The 15,072-nt window shown below is 42.1% G+C and carries 14 protein-coding genes and 3 pseudogenes; 13 read left to right on the top strand and 4 right to left on the bottom strand.

Annotated features, from left to right (window positions below):
• The 7 genes from DWX73_RS13575 to DWX73_RS11115 all read left to right on the top strand — a co-directional run.
• The coding region (locus tag DWX73_RS13575; protein WP_158556861.1) for a hypothetical protein at window positions 1–622 on the top strand (622 nt) is incomplete at its 5' end.
• Between the two features lie 49 nt (window positions 623–671).
• Window positions 672–2,009, top strand: a complete 1,338-nt coding sequence (locus tag DWX73_RS11145; protein ID WP_118348830.1) for a hypothetical protein — start codon at window positions 672–674, stop codon at window positions 2,007–2,009.
• A gap of 12 nt (window positions 2,010–2,021) precedes the next feature.
• On the top strand, window positions 2,022–2,519 hold the full coding sequence (locus tag DWX73_RS11140) for a DUF6935 domain-containing protein (protein ID WP_118348829.1): 498 nt from the start codon (window positions 2,022–2,024) through the stop codon (window positions 2,517–2,519).
• Window positions 2,520–2,544: 25 nt separating this feature from the next.
• Window positions 2,545–4,167 carry a hypothetical protein gene (locus tag DWX73_RS11135; protein ID WP_118348828.1) on the top strand — a complete coding sequence of 541 codons (1,623 nt, stop codon included), beginning with the start codon at window positions 2,545–2,547 and terminating at the stop codon, window positions 4,165–4,167.
• A 24-nt stretch (window positions 4,168–4,191) separates the two neighbouring features.
• Window positions 4,192–5,061, top strand: a complete 870-nt coding sequence (locus tag DWX73_RS11130; RefSeq protein WP_118348827.1) for a hypothetical protein — start codon at window positions 4,192–4,194, stop codon at window positions 5,059–5,061.
• The gene (locus DWX73_RS11125; RefSeq protein WP_118348826.1) at window positions 5,058–5,474 is read left to right on the top strand and encodes a hypothetical protein; all 417 of its coding nucleotides are present in this window, start codon (window positions 5,058–5,060) and stop codon (window positions 5,472–5,474) included. The genes DWX73_RS11130 and DWX73_RS11125 overlap by 4 nt, the downstream gene beginning before the upstream one ends.
• Window positions 5,475–6,129: 655 nt before the next feature.
• Window positions 6,130–6,840 (top strand): helix-turn-helix domain-containing protein, encoded by a 711-nt coding sequence (locus DWX73_RS11115; protein WP_242996866.1) that lies wholly within the window; start codon window positions 6,130–6,132, stop codon window positions 6,838–6,840.
• 702 nt (window positions 6,841–7,542) lie between these two features.
• Here the strand turns inward: DWX73_RS11115 and DWX73_RS15805 are convergent.
• Window positions 7,543–8,103 carry a tetratricopeptide repeat protein gene (locus tag DWX73_RS15805; RefSeq protein ID WP_242996864.1) on the bottom strand — a complete coding sequence of 187 codons (561 nt, stop codon included), beginning with the start codon at window positions 8,101–8,103 and terminating at the stop codon, window positions 7,543–7,545.
• A 71-nt stretch (window positions 8,104–8,174) separates the two neighbouring features.
• A complete protein-coding gene (locus DWX73_RS11110) occupies window positions 8,175–9,860 on the bottom strand; it encodes an ATP-binding protein (protein ID WP_242996863.1) in 1,686 nt (561 codons plus the stop codon).
• Between the two features lie 211 nt (window positions 9,861–10,071).
• Here DWX73_RS11110 and DWX73_RS13665 point away from each other — a divergent pair, with 211 nt between their 5' ends.
• The gene (locus DWX73_RS13665; RefSeq protein ID WP_199413556.1) at window positions 10,072–10,230 is read left to right on the top strand and encodes a hypothetical protein; all 159 of its coding nucleotides are present in this window, start codon (window positions 10,072–10,074) and stop codon (window positions 10,228–10,230) included.
• 41 nt (window positions 10,231–10,271) lie between these two features.
• Here DWX73_RS13665 and cptIN read toward each other — a convergent pair whose 3' ends face one another.
• Window positions 10,272–10,790: a type III toxin-antitoxin system CptIN family toxin gene (cptIN, locus tag DWX73_RS11105; RefSeq protein WP_242996861.1), complete on the bottom strand. Its 519-nt coding sequence runs from the start codon at window positions 10,788–10,790 to the stop codon at window positions 10,272–10,274.
• A 273-nt stretch (window positions 10,791–11,063) separates the two neighbouring features.
• Between cptIN and DWX73_RS11100 the strand changes: the two are divergent.
• Window positions 11,064–12,754, top strand: a pseudogene (locus tag DWX73_RS11100) (recombinase family protein).
• A gap of 236 nt (window positions 12,755–12,990) precedes the next feature.
• Here DWX73_RS11100 and DWX73_RS14125 read toward each other — a convergent pair.
• Window positions 12,991–13,191: a hypothetical protein gene (locus DWX73_RS14125; protein ID WP_242996859.1), complete on the bottom strand. Its 201-nt coding sequence runs from the start codon at window positions 13,189–13,191 to the stop codon at window positions 12,991–12,993.
• Between the two features lie 274 nt (window positions 13,192–13,465).
• Between DWX73_RS14125 and DWX73_RS11090 the strand changes: the two genes are divergently transcribed.
• The 4 genes and pseudogenes from DWX73_RS11090 (at window position 13,466) to DWX73_RS11075 (ending at window position 14,934) form a co-directional block, all read left to right on the top strand.
• Window positions 13,466–13,645, top strand: a complete 180-nt coding sequence (locus DWX73_RS11090; RefSeq protein ID WP_118348824.1) for a hypothetical protein — start codon at window positions 13,466–13,468, stop codon at window positions 13,643–13,645.
• A gap of 146 nt (window positions 13,646–13,791) precedes the next feature.
• Window positions 13,792–13,992, top strand: a pseudogene (locus DWX73_RS15615) (hypothetical protein); the annotation flags it as partial.
• Between the two features lie 305 nt (window positions 13,993–14,297).
• A complete protein-coding gene (locus DWX73_RS11080; RefSeq protein ID WP_118348823.1) occupies window positions 14,298–14,606 on the top strand; it encodes a type II toxin-antitoxin system RelB/DinJ family antitoxin in 309 nt (102 codons plus the stop codon).
• A pseudogene (locus DWX73_RS11075) lies at window positions 14,603–14,934 on the top strand (type II toxin-antitoxin system RelE/ParE family toxin). The gene DWX73_RS11080 and the pseudogene DWX73_RS11075 overlap by 4 nt, the downstream one beginning before the upstream one ends.
• Window positions 14,935–15,072 lie beyond the last annotated feature (138 nt).

The following is a 15,072-nucleotide window of genomic DNA, read 5'->3' as shown; positions in this document are numbered from 1 at the left end:
CAGTCTCAGCAACCCAGGATATAACGGCAGTTATACACTTTCGGGAGATGTCCTTTCTGTAGATTTCGGTACAGCATATATTCCATTTATGCAAGGGGATTACTACAGGAAAAAAGATGCTTCCTGCTGGAAAACAGAAATAGATGGGACTGACAGATATCTGGATGAAACAGGAAATATTCTGCGTAACCATATGACTCCGGATGGCTGGTATACAGATGAAAATGGCAGAAAATTGTGGCAGATAGGGATGCTGCTGATTACACCAGGGCTTTATGAGTCCATGCCGGCATATTCAGAGAGAGAAGGATATGAGACCTGGAGTTTCAATATGTATAGTGGAGCAGGAGATTCTGGATTTTTCAACAGTCCGGACGAGCGGCTTGAGGTCGGAACAGTGGATTATACCGTGTACGATCAAGAGATGAATCCCTATTACACAAAGGAAGCAATGTATGTATATAATTCGCCCGACGGCTATGTAATCGAGGATGTGTCCGGACAGGAATTTGCCTGGTTTTATCCATCTATTCACTGGAACGATCTGATGATCCAGATGTATGGGACAGAAGCTTATCATACCGTGCGTCTGATAGAAGATTATTCAGATTATGGTGGCTAATATTTTGAAGAAGTTATAATTTTTATAATGATATGAAGAGGGACAGCAAATGGGAAAGAAAAGAAGAACTGGAAAAAAGGAAGGCGTGCTTCTGACAATACTGGTATTGTTCTGTACATTTCTTACCGGCTGCGCCTTCCTGGATATTAAAGACGGCGGGTTGGGAATGACCAATCCAGACTATGTGGAACCGGAAGAAGAATCGACCACGAGTGACCATACGGAATCCCCGGATTTGGGAGAGTTCCAAAAAGAAGGTACGACTTCCTGGCTTACGGAGGCGGGGAAAGCGGCATTGGTGGAAGAACAGGAATGGCTGCGAGATTATGGGGCAGCATTTGGAGCCTCATTTCTGGGTTATACGCCAGACTACAGCTTTCCGGGAAAAGAATATCAAAGAGCTGAGACCTATCCGTATTTGGACGGGATTCCAGAAGACCATATCATAGAATATACAGGGGATGAGTGGTATGTGATCGTTCCGGCAGAAGATGGGTGGAAGATATCCATAGAGTCCTGCAGCTGGAATGATGACTTTACGGAGAGCCGTACAGAAGATCTGTTATGGGAAAGCGACGATGGTCTTCCTCTGATCTTGCAGTGTAATCTCAGTGATCTTTATTCCAATGTACAGGTCACAGCCAGAAAAGGAAGCAGGGAAGTTTCCTGGCATCCTTATTATCTTACTTATGCCGGAGAGATTGAGCCGACAGACGGAGTAAAGCAGCTCTTATCGGGTTCCTATATGCCGGAGGAGGGATATCTCTATGGAATGGAGGGAAGCTGGTATTGCGATTCTGCTAAAACGGATGCTGGTGAACCTTATTTTTACAGCGTTACTTTCATGACCGGTGAGGATGGATATCCCTTGGACATGTGGTATTATGGGGGACTTTTGGATGGAGAGATGGAGGATATCCGTTTTTTCTGGGATGGCAATTATGCATATGGGGATCCACTTGGGGAATCTCTGGAATTCTGGCTGAACACGCCGGATGGCACCCGAAGTGGTACGATCTGGCTGGAGTTGGATGGAGAATGCCTGACCATTCATGAAATGGAAGGAGAAGCTTTTTTCCCATTTACGAGCGGGTCAGTGGAAAAATTCTATTTGCATCCTGTAGCAGCGGCTGGGGAGAATTACGATTATTCCAGCAATGAAATCGATGTACTGCTTGCACAATCTGAAGTACAGGAGAGACTGGAACTTGGTATGGCAATCCGGGATGTGGACGGCATGGATACGATCCGAGGGGAAGCTTGTGTACTTTTTGCCCTTGGAACAGAGCATCCCGATCAGTTTGTAGCAGAATATTATTATGCGGTATCTTCATCTGGATTAGTTTATCGAATGGATGATCTGACCGGAGAATGGGAACCAATCTAAAGGAGGGATATTATGAGCGAGATAACATTAAACAAACTACCAAAAACATTACAGGAATTACAGGCAATGCCACAGGCAGGATTGACAAACCCGGAGGAAGTGGCTGCTTTAACTGTAGCATCACTTGCCCTTTATCCTGAGAATCCATCTGAAACAGAAAAAATGCTGGATTTTCTGCGGGGTCCCAGACCGTTAAATGGAATTGACAAACAGTTTATAAGAGACAGATTTCGTGGAAAAGAGTATCTGATGCGTTCCTATTTTTCCGGGTCTTCTCCGGAAAATAATTATACTCCAGTACAGCCGTATCGGGTTGTTGTATTGGAAAATGCATATAGCAGAAGCCAGATAGGGGAAGGGTATCTTAATTTATATGTCGTGTGTAGTGGCGCAGACAGTCCGAGACCATTAAAGCTCCGGAATAAACCATCTACAGGACAGTGGTTCTTGTGGGAACAGCAGCTCTTAACCGGAATCCGTATACCAAAAGAAGCAGATCCTTGGGCATAAAAACAGGATCAAGGGAGGATAGGGTATGAATCAGGGAAAGATTATGACCATTCATTGTGCCACCTGTGGCGCACCTGCCCAGTTTGACGTTGTGACACAGAATTACCACTGTCCGAACTGTGGAGGAAATACAGGAACAGAGATTCCGCTAAAAAAGCTTCGGGAATTTCGGAGCCTTACAAAAACTTTGTTAGAGCAGGAACTTCCGGACAGTCAGACGATTGCCTGTGAGTGCCCGAATTGTGGAGCACGGGTGATTGTGAAAGAACATGAAGTGGCAGAGACCTGCATTTTCTGCCAGTCCAAGGTTCTGCGCTCGGATGTCCAGATGGGAGAAGGTTTCCCGGAGATGCTGATTCCTTTTAAACTGAATCGGAAGCAGGCAGAAAAACGACTGGATGAATGGATCGAGCAGCATCATGATAAAAGCGAAGCTCAGATTTTAAAGGAAAATAAGAAAAAATTAAAAGGAATTTATCTGCCATATGAACTGATCCGCGGACCTATCCGTTTTGTCGTGACCAGAGACAATTCCAACAGACATTATGAATGCGGAGGATTTCTGGAGCATGTGGCAGTCAATGTGACGGATCGCTGCAACAATCTGTTATTAAATGGAATGGAACCATTTTTGTGGGATGAACTGGAGCCATTTCAATTTGGATATATTGCAGGCCATGCAGCAGAGATTCCGACAGCAGATGGCGCGGAGTTAAGACGCCGTGTGTTTGAAGAGGTGGCAGAGGAATATCGCCCGACTGTGGAGCACACGATGCAGACAACCGGTCTGGCATTGTGTCCGGAGTCAGAAGCATTGCTTCGTCTGCCGGCATTTCTTCCGGTCTATTTTATGGATTGCGGAGAAGTGCAGGCGGCAGTGAACGGGCAGACAGGCAAAGTATCTGTATTGGCGGAAAAAGAAACCAGGACCTATCCCTGGGTGATCGAGCCGCTTCTTGGAACGCTGGCAGTGATGATTTTTTTCTTTTTTGCATTCCGGAATTATGGCGGAGTGCCGATGGATCTGAAGGAACTGTTTGAACTGGTTGGCATGGCTGGACTGGTGGCGGCGCTGATTCTGTTTACGGTGTTCAGTAAGGGAAGAGAGGCCAGAGTTCGAAGAAAGATTCTTAAAAGTATCAGCGAAGAAGAAAAGAAGAAACCAGAAGACTCCATAAAACCGGTGTTCTTTGAAACTATTGGCGGAAAGGAACTTCCGGTACAGCTGGGATTCTACTCTCCGGGGCGTATCGTAAAGATTGTGATGATCCTTCTGCTGGTGAATGCTTCCACTTGCATTCTGGCATGGATCCTTACTGCATTTAAGTGTATGGGTTCCGGTGACTGGACCCTGTTCCAGCAGCTGGATTATAGTTACAATATCATCTGGCTGTGTCTGGCACTTCCGATTTCTATGGTAGGATTTGCCGTATTTGGGCGAATTGAGGTTTATGATTCACCAGTGATCTTTCAGCTTCTGGAAAATGGAAAACGAAAACGCATTCACCAGAAGAGGGAGAACAGGAAAACTTTACTTATGCGTTGGAAGAATGTCAGGGAGACAATGGGAAACTGGGCGCTGCCGTTATTCATTGTATTACCATTATTTGTCATGACTGTTTATATGATCATGAATCCCTGGCCATAAAGCGACAGTAAAGAGCAGTGATGTATGATTTGGAAAGAAAGGGGTGTGAAGATGAAGAAAACCCAGAAACCAAGAAAAAATAGAAAAACAGGTGCAGTTATCGTGATACTGCTCGGCTTACTTTGTGCTGTCTCTACAGTAAGATCGTGTGGTACAAAGCGTGTGGCCATTCAAGGAAAAGTGGATGATGTGGTATATGTGGGACAGGGCAGCTATGATCCGGCAAATGATGGAAAGATTGTGATTGTCTGCGGAGAGCTGAAGGTTCTGGAACCGGCTTATGATGACGAACTGGGACTTACGATCTATGCCCCACGTGCTATGCGAAGTGCAAAAAAAATGAAACTGAAAAAGTGGAATCTCCCGGCAACAGAGGAAAATATGGAATGGAATTCCGATCTGGGCGTGGGCGGAATGGAAATCTTCCAGGGCGCAGCAGATGTGGGAGATTATCATCTGTCCGAGGAATTTATCGAACAGCTTATGCTGGGAAGAGAATACGAATTTGATGAGGAGACGCTATCGGAGGCAGGACTTGCGATTCTTACAGACCGGAAATACCGCGGTGAAAAATTTATCGGAACCCAGCGAATGGGCAGAGAAATCTTTGAGGAGGGCGATCGGCGTTATCAATATTCTGTTCCGTATCAGAGCGATGGGGATATGGTGACAGTAATCGGCATTCAGGAGCAGGGAACCCTGACTTATGTAAAAGGGGCGACACCCAATATGCTAAGCGGAGAACTGGATAAAAAAACTGCACTCAAAAAAAGTGGCATGTCTTCTGGTGGAGTCAGTATTTTCAGAGTTGTGCTAACTATTTTATTGCTGTCAACAGGCATCCGAATGCTTTTGAAGAAGCGTGATCAAAAAGAAGATGGAAGTGGCTTATGAAAAAAGGAAAGAAAGGCTGGTTATTGCTGATGGCATTTACTACATGGGCGGTGTTGATCGCAGGCTGCGGAAAGTGGACTGGAAATAAGCAGGATAAAGTTCCGGAAGTCACGATGGCAGGAAGTGACACAGAGAACATGGAGAATCCAGAAAACAGTCAGAGTACACCGCTTCCGGATATTCAGGAATTGACGTATTATGTGCATGGAACGATGATGGAGCTAATCAGGAGTGTAAGCCTGATCCGGCAGGGGGAGAAAGCGCTGGTACGGATAGAGCCTGGGATGGGGAAGAAGAGGAGCTTTTTGACTATCCGGTGGATGCAGAGACTCTTGATAAAGCACGCAGGGTTTTGGAAACCTATGATGTGGCATCCTGGGCAGGCTTTCGTGGAAGCGATCCCAATGTCTTAGACGGATATTCCATGAGCTTTCAGGTGGAATTTGTGGATGGAAGCAGGATAGAAGCGTTCGGTGAGAACAAATCCCTAAAAACTACCATGATGTTTTCTCGGAACTGGATGACCTGACGGTTGAGGCAAAGAACGCATTTTATGAGGAACAGGTCTTCTTTCTGAGCCCTTGCCTTATACCATCTGAACCAGCCATACATTACTGTGTACCATAAAATAACCGATTACTACTTTGGTCAATTCAGTTGCCTGTACAAGGAAGTATACACTTACGATAAGGAACTGGAAGAGTTTTGCCTAAAAAATAAAAGTGTTATAGCATTTATGATGAATATGGCAGAAGATATACATGGAAACAATATTTTGAAAGAGTATATGAGCATAGTCAACAGAAGGAACAGCCACGTAAATGGATATATGATATCGATTCAGTTTTCCAAAATTGTGGATCACGTTTGCAAAATGTATCATGTACTAAAGGGGAGGCAGAAATATATATTCCGTTCTGCCATAAATAATATAACGAAAAGGAAAAACTGGCGAGGGAACGCTTTCATGTGCATGAAAGACTATGGTGCAAAGAAGAATATTGGGAAGATCCGGATTATCCATTTGATTGGACAGAAGGTGAGTTTTGCTAGAAGGAGCATATGCTTATGTATGGGAATATTGATATGGAAAGAACGGCAATATTACTGAAAGAGTTATTTGATGGATCCGGTTATACAGTCAAAGATATCCAGAAAATATTGCATTTGTCATGCCCACAGCCTATATATCGATGGTTTAGGGGCAGCATTTTACCATCAGTAGATCATTTGTATGTATTGAGCAGATTACTCAAGGTACGTGCTTCACTTGTGTTCTGCTGGGATACACATTTGACGAAAATAAAACGAAGAAATGTCGTGTTTATTGTGAATGCCAGTAATCGTTATACAATAGCAATGACAGATATTGAACCAAGAAACTGGAATTACTATACAATGTATATCAGCCGTGTGATTCATGGCGTGATGCAGGAAATGGGATATTCCGAGGATCAGATAGGGCTGTATTTTAAAATGTCAGGCGATACAACTGTAACAAAAACTCATGGTAGGAAATCGGTTGGCGGCATTAACAGAATGGTAATGAATGCACAGTATTTTGGTAAGAAGCTGGAGAAAGAAGCAAAGTATCAGTGGGAACTTAGTGAGTATCTGAACAGAGATATCTGCCAGCCAGAGGGATTTGATGCGTATGGATATCCGAGTGAACTTTTTAAATTAGACATGGAACGACTAGGGATTGCTGCTAAGAGAAAGCCAGCAAAGGTAATTGATTTCGCTCAGTACATAGAAAACAATCGTGGTACTAACGATTAGTACCACAAAATTTTTCCTTGCAGAAATATCGCTTGGAGATTATAATTTCCATAGGTGGACTTGCAAACCGACAGAAATTTATTCTGTGAATGGCAAACGAACCTGCAAGCCACCGGAACTACACACAATAATGAAAAAATGCAATGGTACTGGATTGGTACTAAAAATATGTGAAACGAAAAATAATGTGTGGAAAAGGTGTGGTTTATCAATACACAATAGTATAGATAACTGTATTGAAATAATCTGAATCAAACCAGACTCTGCGAGTTCGAATAAATATGAGGGCGTATTTAGAGTAAGTATTGTAATTGATTTTGTGGCAACATTTTGGCAACAGAAAATCAGTAAAGCAAAATAACTGATGTAATTGAAGTAAATACCGGCGTGAATCCATACATAAGGGTGGAAAGCGCTTGGGACACTGAAAAGTAAAGTAGCATTATATTGATAGAAAAAGCCGCGTAAGCCATCAGATGAAATTTATTGTGAATAGAAAATTCGTTAACAGATAAATGAGGTGAATAAAAAACGGTGGCTACATTTTGGCTACATAAATATTATAGACGAAATGGATAGTGCATATAAAATGATAAAAATAATACAAAAAACGAACTGATAATTCACATTAATTGTAAGCGTACAAATATAAAAGTGGAGTTCGAATAATAAATTACGGCGGGTAAATTGTCCGCCGTAAAATTATACTTGCTTATTTTGGGAAGTCAGAATTCCTTTTGCCAGTGCAATACCGATCTGAGGATATAATTCCTGGATTTCTTTATATTTTTGTTCAATCAGCTCCGGTTCGTCAGCCCAGACATCTTCGTAGATCTTCATGGCTTTTTTAAAATGAGTTTTTGCCCTTGAAACATCCGCTGTGATCAGACAGATATTTCCCATGGATTCCTGAACCTGCGCATAATCCAGACAGTGATCGGAATTATAGTCCTTGATGATACGTACCAGTTTCCGTAGGACCGACATTGCCCGGTCAGGTTCCTGCATTTCTGTCAACAGGGCGGCATAATTGTTGATCTGCGGGAGGCTGTCATTGGAAGGAAGCAGCTGATATTGTTCCAGCAGGAGCAGTCCTTTTTCCATGTGTTCTTTTGCAAGCGCTGCCTGACCGTTCATACGGTAAAGACCTCCGAGATTTGCATGGAGATTGGAGACAAGGTGGGCATTCTCTGCAGTGATCTCTTTGATCTGCATAAGGGCTTCCTTTTCCAGTCGGATCGCTTTTTCTGTTTTTTCTTCCATGGCTGCCTGATAATCCAGCAGCAGTGCCTGGTCAGCAGCGGTACCATGATGGCCTCCTTTTAAAAGCTGTTTTATTCTCGGAGGATCTCTTTCATCCCCTTCTGGTAGTGGAATTTTTCCATATACGGAAAAATATCTTCCAAAAAAACCAGGTATCTGGGAACATCATCTTTTTCGATCAGGTGCATGATATTTTCCACAGTCTGAAACATTTTTTTATGATAGCTGACTTCGGTACCATGCATCAGGCATCTTTTTTGGATAGAATCCAGTAAAGAGTGGCAGCTCGTGACCGAAGGCCGGGTTTCAGAAAGCGTGATCTCCTGGATCATCGGATGCAGGGAGATGGTATGCCGGGTATTTGCCTGGACAAAACCGGTCTCGATCAGATCGTTTATCTCGTTTAAAGTAGTGAACCCGAGCCAGTCAGCAAAGATACGGGCAGAGATGCCGGTGAGGGGCAGGAAACACAGATCCCGCAGGATATCCTGCTGTTCCTGAGAGAGGGAATAAAGGGAAAACAGCGTATGGATATGGTGATAGTAAGTTGCTTTGCTGTTCTGCCCGTCTTTGATGGCACTGATCTTATCTTCGTTTTCGAGGGATGCTTTCTCGTCACGGAGTTTGGTCAGTAATTGCTCCGGATGCAGGATCCCATTTTCCAGAAGTTTGGCTGCAAGTTCTACCGCAAAGGTGTGGCGGTGAACTGTTTCAATAATCTCTTTCACAAGAACCCGGTGTTCTTCAGATTCTGTATAAAATGCGGATACTAACTGAAAAAGGGCTGAGGTTTCTCGGATCTCTTTTAACTGCAGGATACAGTGGCCGTCTAATTTACTCCTTGTTGTAAAAAGGATCCGGCACCGGTATTTCAGCATCACAGGCAGAAAACTGTCCTGTGTAGCCGTAGCATTGAAATTGTCTATAATGAGCAAGGTATCATCTTTCAGCGAACGGAGAAAACGGTTGTGTTTCCGAAAACGTTCTTCTTCGCTGTCTTCCGGCAGATCATCCGTAAAATCCAGGTCAGTAACCGATTGATATAAATCACCGGTATATTCCGCATAAAGGATATTTGTGTAATATTTTTTGTATTGTTTCGCATACGCTTTTGCCAGTTCACTTTTTCCGATCCCGGCAATCCCATAGAGAAATACCTTACTGTTTTCTTCCAGCATAGTATGTAATTCTTCCAGTTCTTCTTCCCTTCCGACAAAATGCCGGCATGGTCTTGGCACTTCGCTGTCCATGATATAATCAAGGACAGCCGGGGAAAGGTCACCGCCTGCGATCAGCTTCTGGTTTTTGGTATTCCTCTTGACAAATGGGCGCTCCATACCAAAGGAAATCAGCTTTGCGAGAAAAAGGAGCCGTGTATCCGTAGGTCTGTACAGGCTTGCCAGTTTTTTCTTTTTTGCTTCCGAGATGGAAGCATCCTGCATAGACAGGTTGTAAACATCCTGCAATGCTTTATTGCAGTCGGCCATCAGGGGCAGAAGATTTTTCTGAATTGTCTCGGCAAGTCTCTCCTGGCTCTTTGGTTTGGCATAGTAAGAAGAAATTTTGGGACTGATCTTCGCCTGTCCCGTCATCCAACGACAGACCAGTCCATTATCCAATGAAAAATCACTGCCTTCCGAACTGTCCATAAAATCTTCAAATATTTCGTATAAAAACTCAGGCTGACTCATCTGGTTACTTTCGCTGATATGATCCTTTAAGCATGTCATTATGGAACTAAAATCACAACGATTCAATCACAATCCCACCTTTACCTATCATTCTGTTTGTATCTGGTACTAGATTTTCTATATTTTATCACAAACATATGTTCTACACAATGGACTTTCCGAATTGTGAACGACAATGGCATAACAACAGTCAATCAGCACTCAATTTCTGTTCAATGAGAATCTAGAAACTTTCTTGTAAGATGACTATAGCTAAAAAACAGGGAAGGAGAAGCTTGTGAAACAGAATATAGAATTTGAACGGTGCATTGATTTTCTTGTGCGAATGCTAGACAAATATGGCGAAGAGCTGCTCCGGGAACTGGAGGAAGATAAGGAAAACAATGGACAGGAGAAGGAAGAAAATGAAAAGGAGAAAGAAGCGGTAGCTTCCTGAGATGAAAAATTCAGGGCTACCGCTTTCTTTTATAAAAAATATCATTCTGCATCTTGAATCTGTATTTCTGTAAGCATGAGTTGCTCCAGACGGTCGATGTCAGGGAATACAACCTTTTTCCCTCTGGCATGGAGCTGACGGAGACGTTTCATATTAGTGCTGATTTCTTTGTGGAGTATGTGTTTTACTGGAACAGGATTGTTGTTCCGTGTATGTATATGATCGAGATAATAATCTCTGACAGGAAACATATTCTGAAGAAGGAATGCCGCTTCTTTTCCATCAAATTCACCAAGGACGATGGTTAGGCAGCGTCCATATTTTTGTGTTTGTTTATCGTAAATGGTTTTATATTTTTGTACCCGTGAGCTTAATGGAACCATCCACAGTAAGGAGGTCTTTTCATCCCGAAGGCAATAAAAAGTAGGACGGTATGTTCCGTTTTCCTTATTCTGCATGAGATGCCCATCCTGTACTTTTTCAAAATATTCATCTTTTATGTGGTAGACGTAACCTTCCTGATAAATCATTTCATCACCTATAAAAATCAGCCCTGCCATGCGACAGGGCTGAGAATTTTCAAGCCGGACATTTGTTAGACGCTTCCGGTGAGCGAACCATATTTTCGAGCCGTTTACTTATAAGCCGCCAGCGGTGAGCGGACAATATTTTCGATGACAGGTATTCCTGTCTCTATCATTATTATATGTTTTAGGGGGAAATATGTCAATGAGATTTAAAAATTTATGGAGATCAGATATTGAATACAGTTGGAACGAATAGTAAAATGTAGTTGGGACAATGAAATGCTCTAAACAATGAGGTGAATACCAATGAAAAATAAAAAAATCAGATGTTATGTATATATACGAGTCTCCACCACCATGCAGGTGGATGGTTACAGTCTGGATGCCCAGAGAGAGAAACTGAGAAAATATGCTGAGTATCAGAACATGGAGATTATTCAGGAGTTTTCGGATGAAGGAAAATCCGGTAAAAGTGTGGAAGGCAGACCGGAATTTCAACGGATGTTAGACAATATTGAAAATGGTATAGATGATGTACAGTTTGTACTGGTATTCAAACTTTCCAGATTCGGTCGTAATGCGGCAGATGTTTTGAGTTCTCTGCAGCGGATGCAGGATTTTGGCGTAAATCTGATCTGTGTGGAGGATGGTATTGACAGTTCCAAAGACAGCGGGAAACTGATGATTCGGTATTGTCTGCCGTAGCTGAGATTGAACGGGAGAATATCCTTGTTCAGACAATGGAGGGACGTAAGCAGAAAGCCAGAGAGGGAAAATGGAATGGTGGATTTGCTCCCTATGGTTATGAACTGATCAATGGAGAATTGCAGATCGCAGAGGATGAAGCAGAGATTATCCGCCTGATCTATGATAAATTCATTCATACCAATATGGGAATCGCTGCGATTGCCACATGGTTAAATCAACACGGATATAAAAAGAAAAAGAGACAGAATAATACACTGGATGCGTTTGCTGCTTCTTTTGTAAAAGGTGTTCTGGATAATCCGGTTTACTGTGGAAAGCTGGCTTACGGACGAAGAAAAAATGAGAAGGTTTCCGGAACACGAAATGAATATCGTATTGTAAAGCAGGAAAATTACATGTTACACGATGGTATTCATGATGGGATTATTTCAGAAACAGACTGGGAGCTGGCACATCAGAAAAGAGAAAAAACCGGAGTGAAATATGAGAAGATACACAGCCTGGATCATGAACATATTTTATCTGGAATCCTGAAATGTCCGATGTGTGGCAGTGGGATGTACGGAAACGTGAATCGAAAGAAAAGGAAAGACGGGACTTTATATAAGGACTATTTTTATTATGCGTGTAAACATCGCCGCCTGGTAGATGGTCATAAATGCGGTTACCACAAGCAATGGAATGAGGATAAGATTAACAATGCGGTTGAAGAGGTTATCCGAAAGCTGGTACAGAATCCTAAATTTGAAGAAGCAATCCGAAAAAAGATCGGTTCAAGGATTGATACAGCTGAAATTGAAAAAGAAATCGAAAATTTGGAAAAACAGCACAGACAGCTGACAGGAGCAAAATCGAGACTTGGTCAGCAGATGGACAGCCTGGATATTACGGATAGATTCTATGAGAAAAAATATCAGGATATGGAAACCCGTCTGTATCGGCTGTATGATGAAATCGAAGGTGTAGAGAACAGCACCAATGAAGTCAAGAACCGTCTGCTGAATATCAAACAGAAAAAAATATCAGAAGAGAACGTCTATCAATTCTTATTGTATTTTGATAAACTATATGATAAGTTCACCGATGTGGAGAAAAAAGAATTTTTAAACAGCTTTGTAGAACAGGTGGATATTTATGAGCAGGAGCAGGCGGATGGCAGATTTCTGAAGCACATCAAGTTTCGCTTCCCGGTGTATTTCAATAACGGGGAGACGACAGATATTTGTTGGGACAATGAAAGTACCGTTGAGACGGTTGTCTTGATGTCAAAGGTGAACCCAGGCAAGTAAGAATAATGTGGTAAATTAAAGGCTTTTCAGAGAGCTATCGTTAATGAGTACGGTTTGCTCTTGGAAAGCCTTTCTTTTTATGTTTGAAAATGGCTTTGTGAGAACTGGTCCATAAGGTAGGGTTGACACTAGGGGATAGATAACAAGGAAAAATGAACCCTGGGATTCACCTTGTAACGATAAGAAAAGTGAGAAAAAAGCGGCTGGAGAGTTGGTGTCCGGCCGCTGCTTGTAAATTAACGATAATTCTTGTTGTAGAGTTCTTTGGCGTATGCCTGCATTTTCTTTACGTACTCATATGTCTGGCTCTTTCCCTTTTTCAAGTTGACCTGCTTCAGAGCATTACTGATCTGTGGATCGTCCATCAGAAGAGAGAAGATTGCTTTAGCTTCTGGGTACTTCAGGGACACCTCGTTGATGAGATCGTCGATCATCATAAGACTGAGAACTGAGTTTTCAGTTGAAGTGTTATCTGTTGGTTCCCAGCCGCTGCGATTAGTATCGTCGTCGCTGTTATCATCTATAAACTTGTCTAATGAAATATAGCGAGAGCGATGACAATGAAGTATATGATATGCTTCTTCATTTGAAATGGGCCACTGACTATGGTGATATTTATGATGAACTCAAGGAGCAATCAAAAGAGCACTTGCTTCATCAACCGCCGTTATAAAATAATTATATGTTCTAAATATGGTGGAGGTGGCTTATATGGCGACAATAAAATTAGGCAGACTTGAAGAAGTCGATGTTAGAAAGCTCTGGTCACATGAGCAATATGATTTTTCTAACTGGCTTGCCAAAGAAGAAAATGGCTCCTTCCAGCGCAGACAACGCGCCGGTCAGGTTGATGAAATACTTAAAAGAATGGTAGCAGAATTGAGAAAATAAAAGGAATGGGGAGAAAGTGGTTTATGAAGAAGTTTTTATTTATGCTTGCAATGGCTGTTTTGCTTGTGACTTCTTTAGCTGGATGTGGTACAAGTGAAAATCCAGCATATACAATGGAATATACAGAAGGAAAAGTTATTACGGGTGAATCAATGAATGTTGATACATTCTCTCTTGAGATGTTCGAGAACATTGCGTATGTGATGGCCAAGCACGCAGATGCAAATATTCCAGACACACCGGAAGAGTGGTTGGATGGATTTAATACATTTTTCATTTATCAGGTGCTTCCACAGCTTATTGAACTTTGGGGTCTTAATGTTCAAACGGATGTAAGTGCTAAAAAAAAAGTTCGTCCAACAGATCGCCCGATGACAACACCTTTATTTTTGCTTCGTTGCGTACAGCTGGGGATTAGTATCCGAGACCTGGATTTGCTTACCATTGGCCTCGTGAATGATATGTATGCTGAAAACAGTAACGATGATTATAAAGGATATAAGGAAGTGGCGACTCAGGAGGACTTCGACAAATTTTAATCAACTGGTAGATTTTGGAGTATAAACAATTTGTAAAACGCTGATTTTGTATTGCTTTCGTCAGGACAAATGGATATAATATAGTTAGAGAAAACTCGAAAGGAGTGTTTACTATGGCAACAAAATCAGCAAATTTATATGCACGTATTGAGCCTGATGTAAAAGAACAGGCAGAAGGAATCTTAGCAGCATTAGGAATTCCTGCATCCAATGCAATAAATATGTTTTACAAACAAATTATTCTTCAAAGAGGACTTCCTTTTGAAGTGAAAATGCCATCCGCTCGTCCTGTAGACGTTAGTGCATTATCAGAAGCACAGATGAATGCAGAACTAGAGAAAGGATATGCGGATATGCAGGCTGGTCGTACTAGATCAGCAAAATCTGTTTTTGCTGATATCCGCAAGGATTACAATTTATGATTTATGATATCGTGATTTCAGATCAGGCCGAGATAGACCTCGTGGAATCTTGGAATACATTGCTTTTGAACTGCAGGCACCAGAAAATGCAAGTGGTCAGCTTGATAGGCTTGAGGCATGTATTATGGATCTTGATCATATGCCGAAGAGATATCGACAATATGAATTGGAACCATGGAAAAGTCGAGGGCTACGTGTAGCGCCAGTAGACAATTATCTTGTTCTATATATTCCGGATGATGATACACAAGTGGTTACGATTATCCGTGTTATGTACGGTGGACGAGATGTGGATACGCAATTAAACAGATTTACAAAAACAAAATAATTTGAAAGCATCAATCAGAAATGGTTGGTGCTTTTTTTACTTTATAGGAAAGTTCGACTTTCGTCGAACTTTTGAATGAAAATAGCCCGCACAAAGGCGGGCAAAGGAAATAGACGGTTTGAGTTTAGAAGATATAAA

The organism is Coprococcus sp. AF21-14LB (assembly GCF_003458885.1).
GTDB lineage: Bacteria > Bacillota > Clostridia > Lachnospirales > Lachnospiraceae > UBA9414.
This window is presented reverse-complemented; position numbering and strand designations above follow the sequence as displayed.

What these genes read in the sequence shown, in the direction of transcription:
- DWX73_RS14125 (WP_242996859.1), bottom strand. Translation starts at nt 13,191, where the DNA reads ATGATGATCGACGATCTCATCAACGAGGTGTCCCTGAAGTACCCAGAA.
- DWX73_RS11145 (WP_118348830.1), top strand. Translation starts at nt 672, where the DNA reads ATGGGAAAGAAAAGAAGAACTGGAAAAAAGGAAGGCGTGCTTCTGACA.
- DWX73_RS11115 (WP_242996866.1), top strand. Translation starts at nt 6,130, where the DNA reads ATGTATGGGAATATTGATATGGAAAGAACGGCAATATTACTGAAAGAG.
- cptIN (WP_242996861.1), bottom strand. Translation starts at nt 10,790, where the DNA reads ATGGCAGGGCTGATTTTTATAGGTGATGAAATGATTTATCAGGAAGGT.
- DWX73_RS11125 (WP_118348826.1), top strand. Translation starts at nt 5,058, where the DNA reads ATGAAAAAAGGAAAGAAAGGCTGGTTATTGCTGATGGCATTTACTACA.
- DWX73_RS11080 (WP_118348823.1), top strand. Translation starts at nt 14,298, where the DNA reads ATGGCAACAAAATCAGCAAATTTATATGCACGTATTGAGCCTGATGTA.
- DWX73_RS11140 (WP_118348829.1), top strand. Translation starts at nt 2,022, where the DNA reads ATGAGCGAGATAACATTAAACAAACTACCAAAAACATTACAGGAATTA.
- DWX73_RS11130 (WP_118348827.1), top strand. Translation starts at nt 4,192, where the DNA reads ATGATTTGGAAAGAAAGGGGTGTGAAGATGAAGAAAACCCAGAAACCA.
- DWX73_RS11135 (WP_118348828.1), top strand. Translation starts at nt 2,545, where the DNA reads ATGAATCAGGGAAAGATTATGACCATTCATTGTGCCACCTGTGGCGCA.
- DWX73_RS15805 (WP_242996864.1), bottom strand. Translation starts at nt 8,103, where the DNA reads ATGGAAGAAAAAACAGAAAAAGCGATCCGACTGGAAAAGGAAGCCCTT.
- DWX73_RS11090 (WP_118348824.1), top strand. Translation starts at nt 13,466, where the DNA reads ATGGCGACAATAAAATTAGGCAGACTTGAAGAAGTCGATGTTAGAAAG.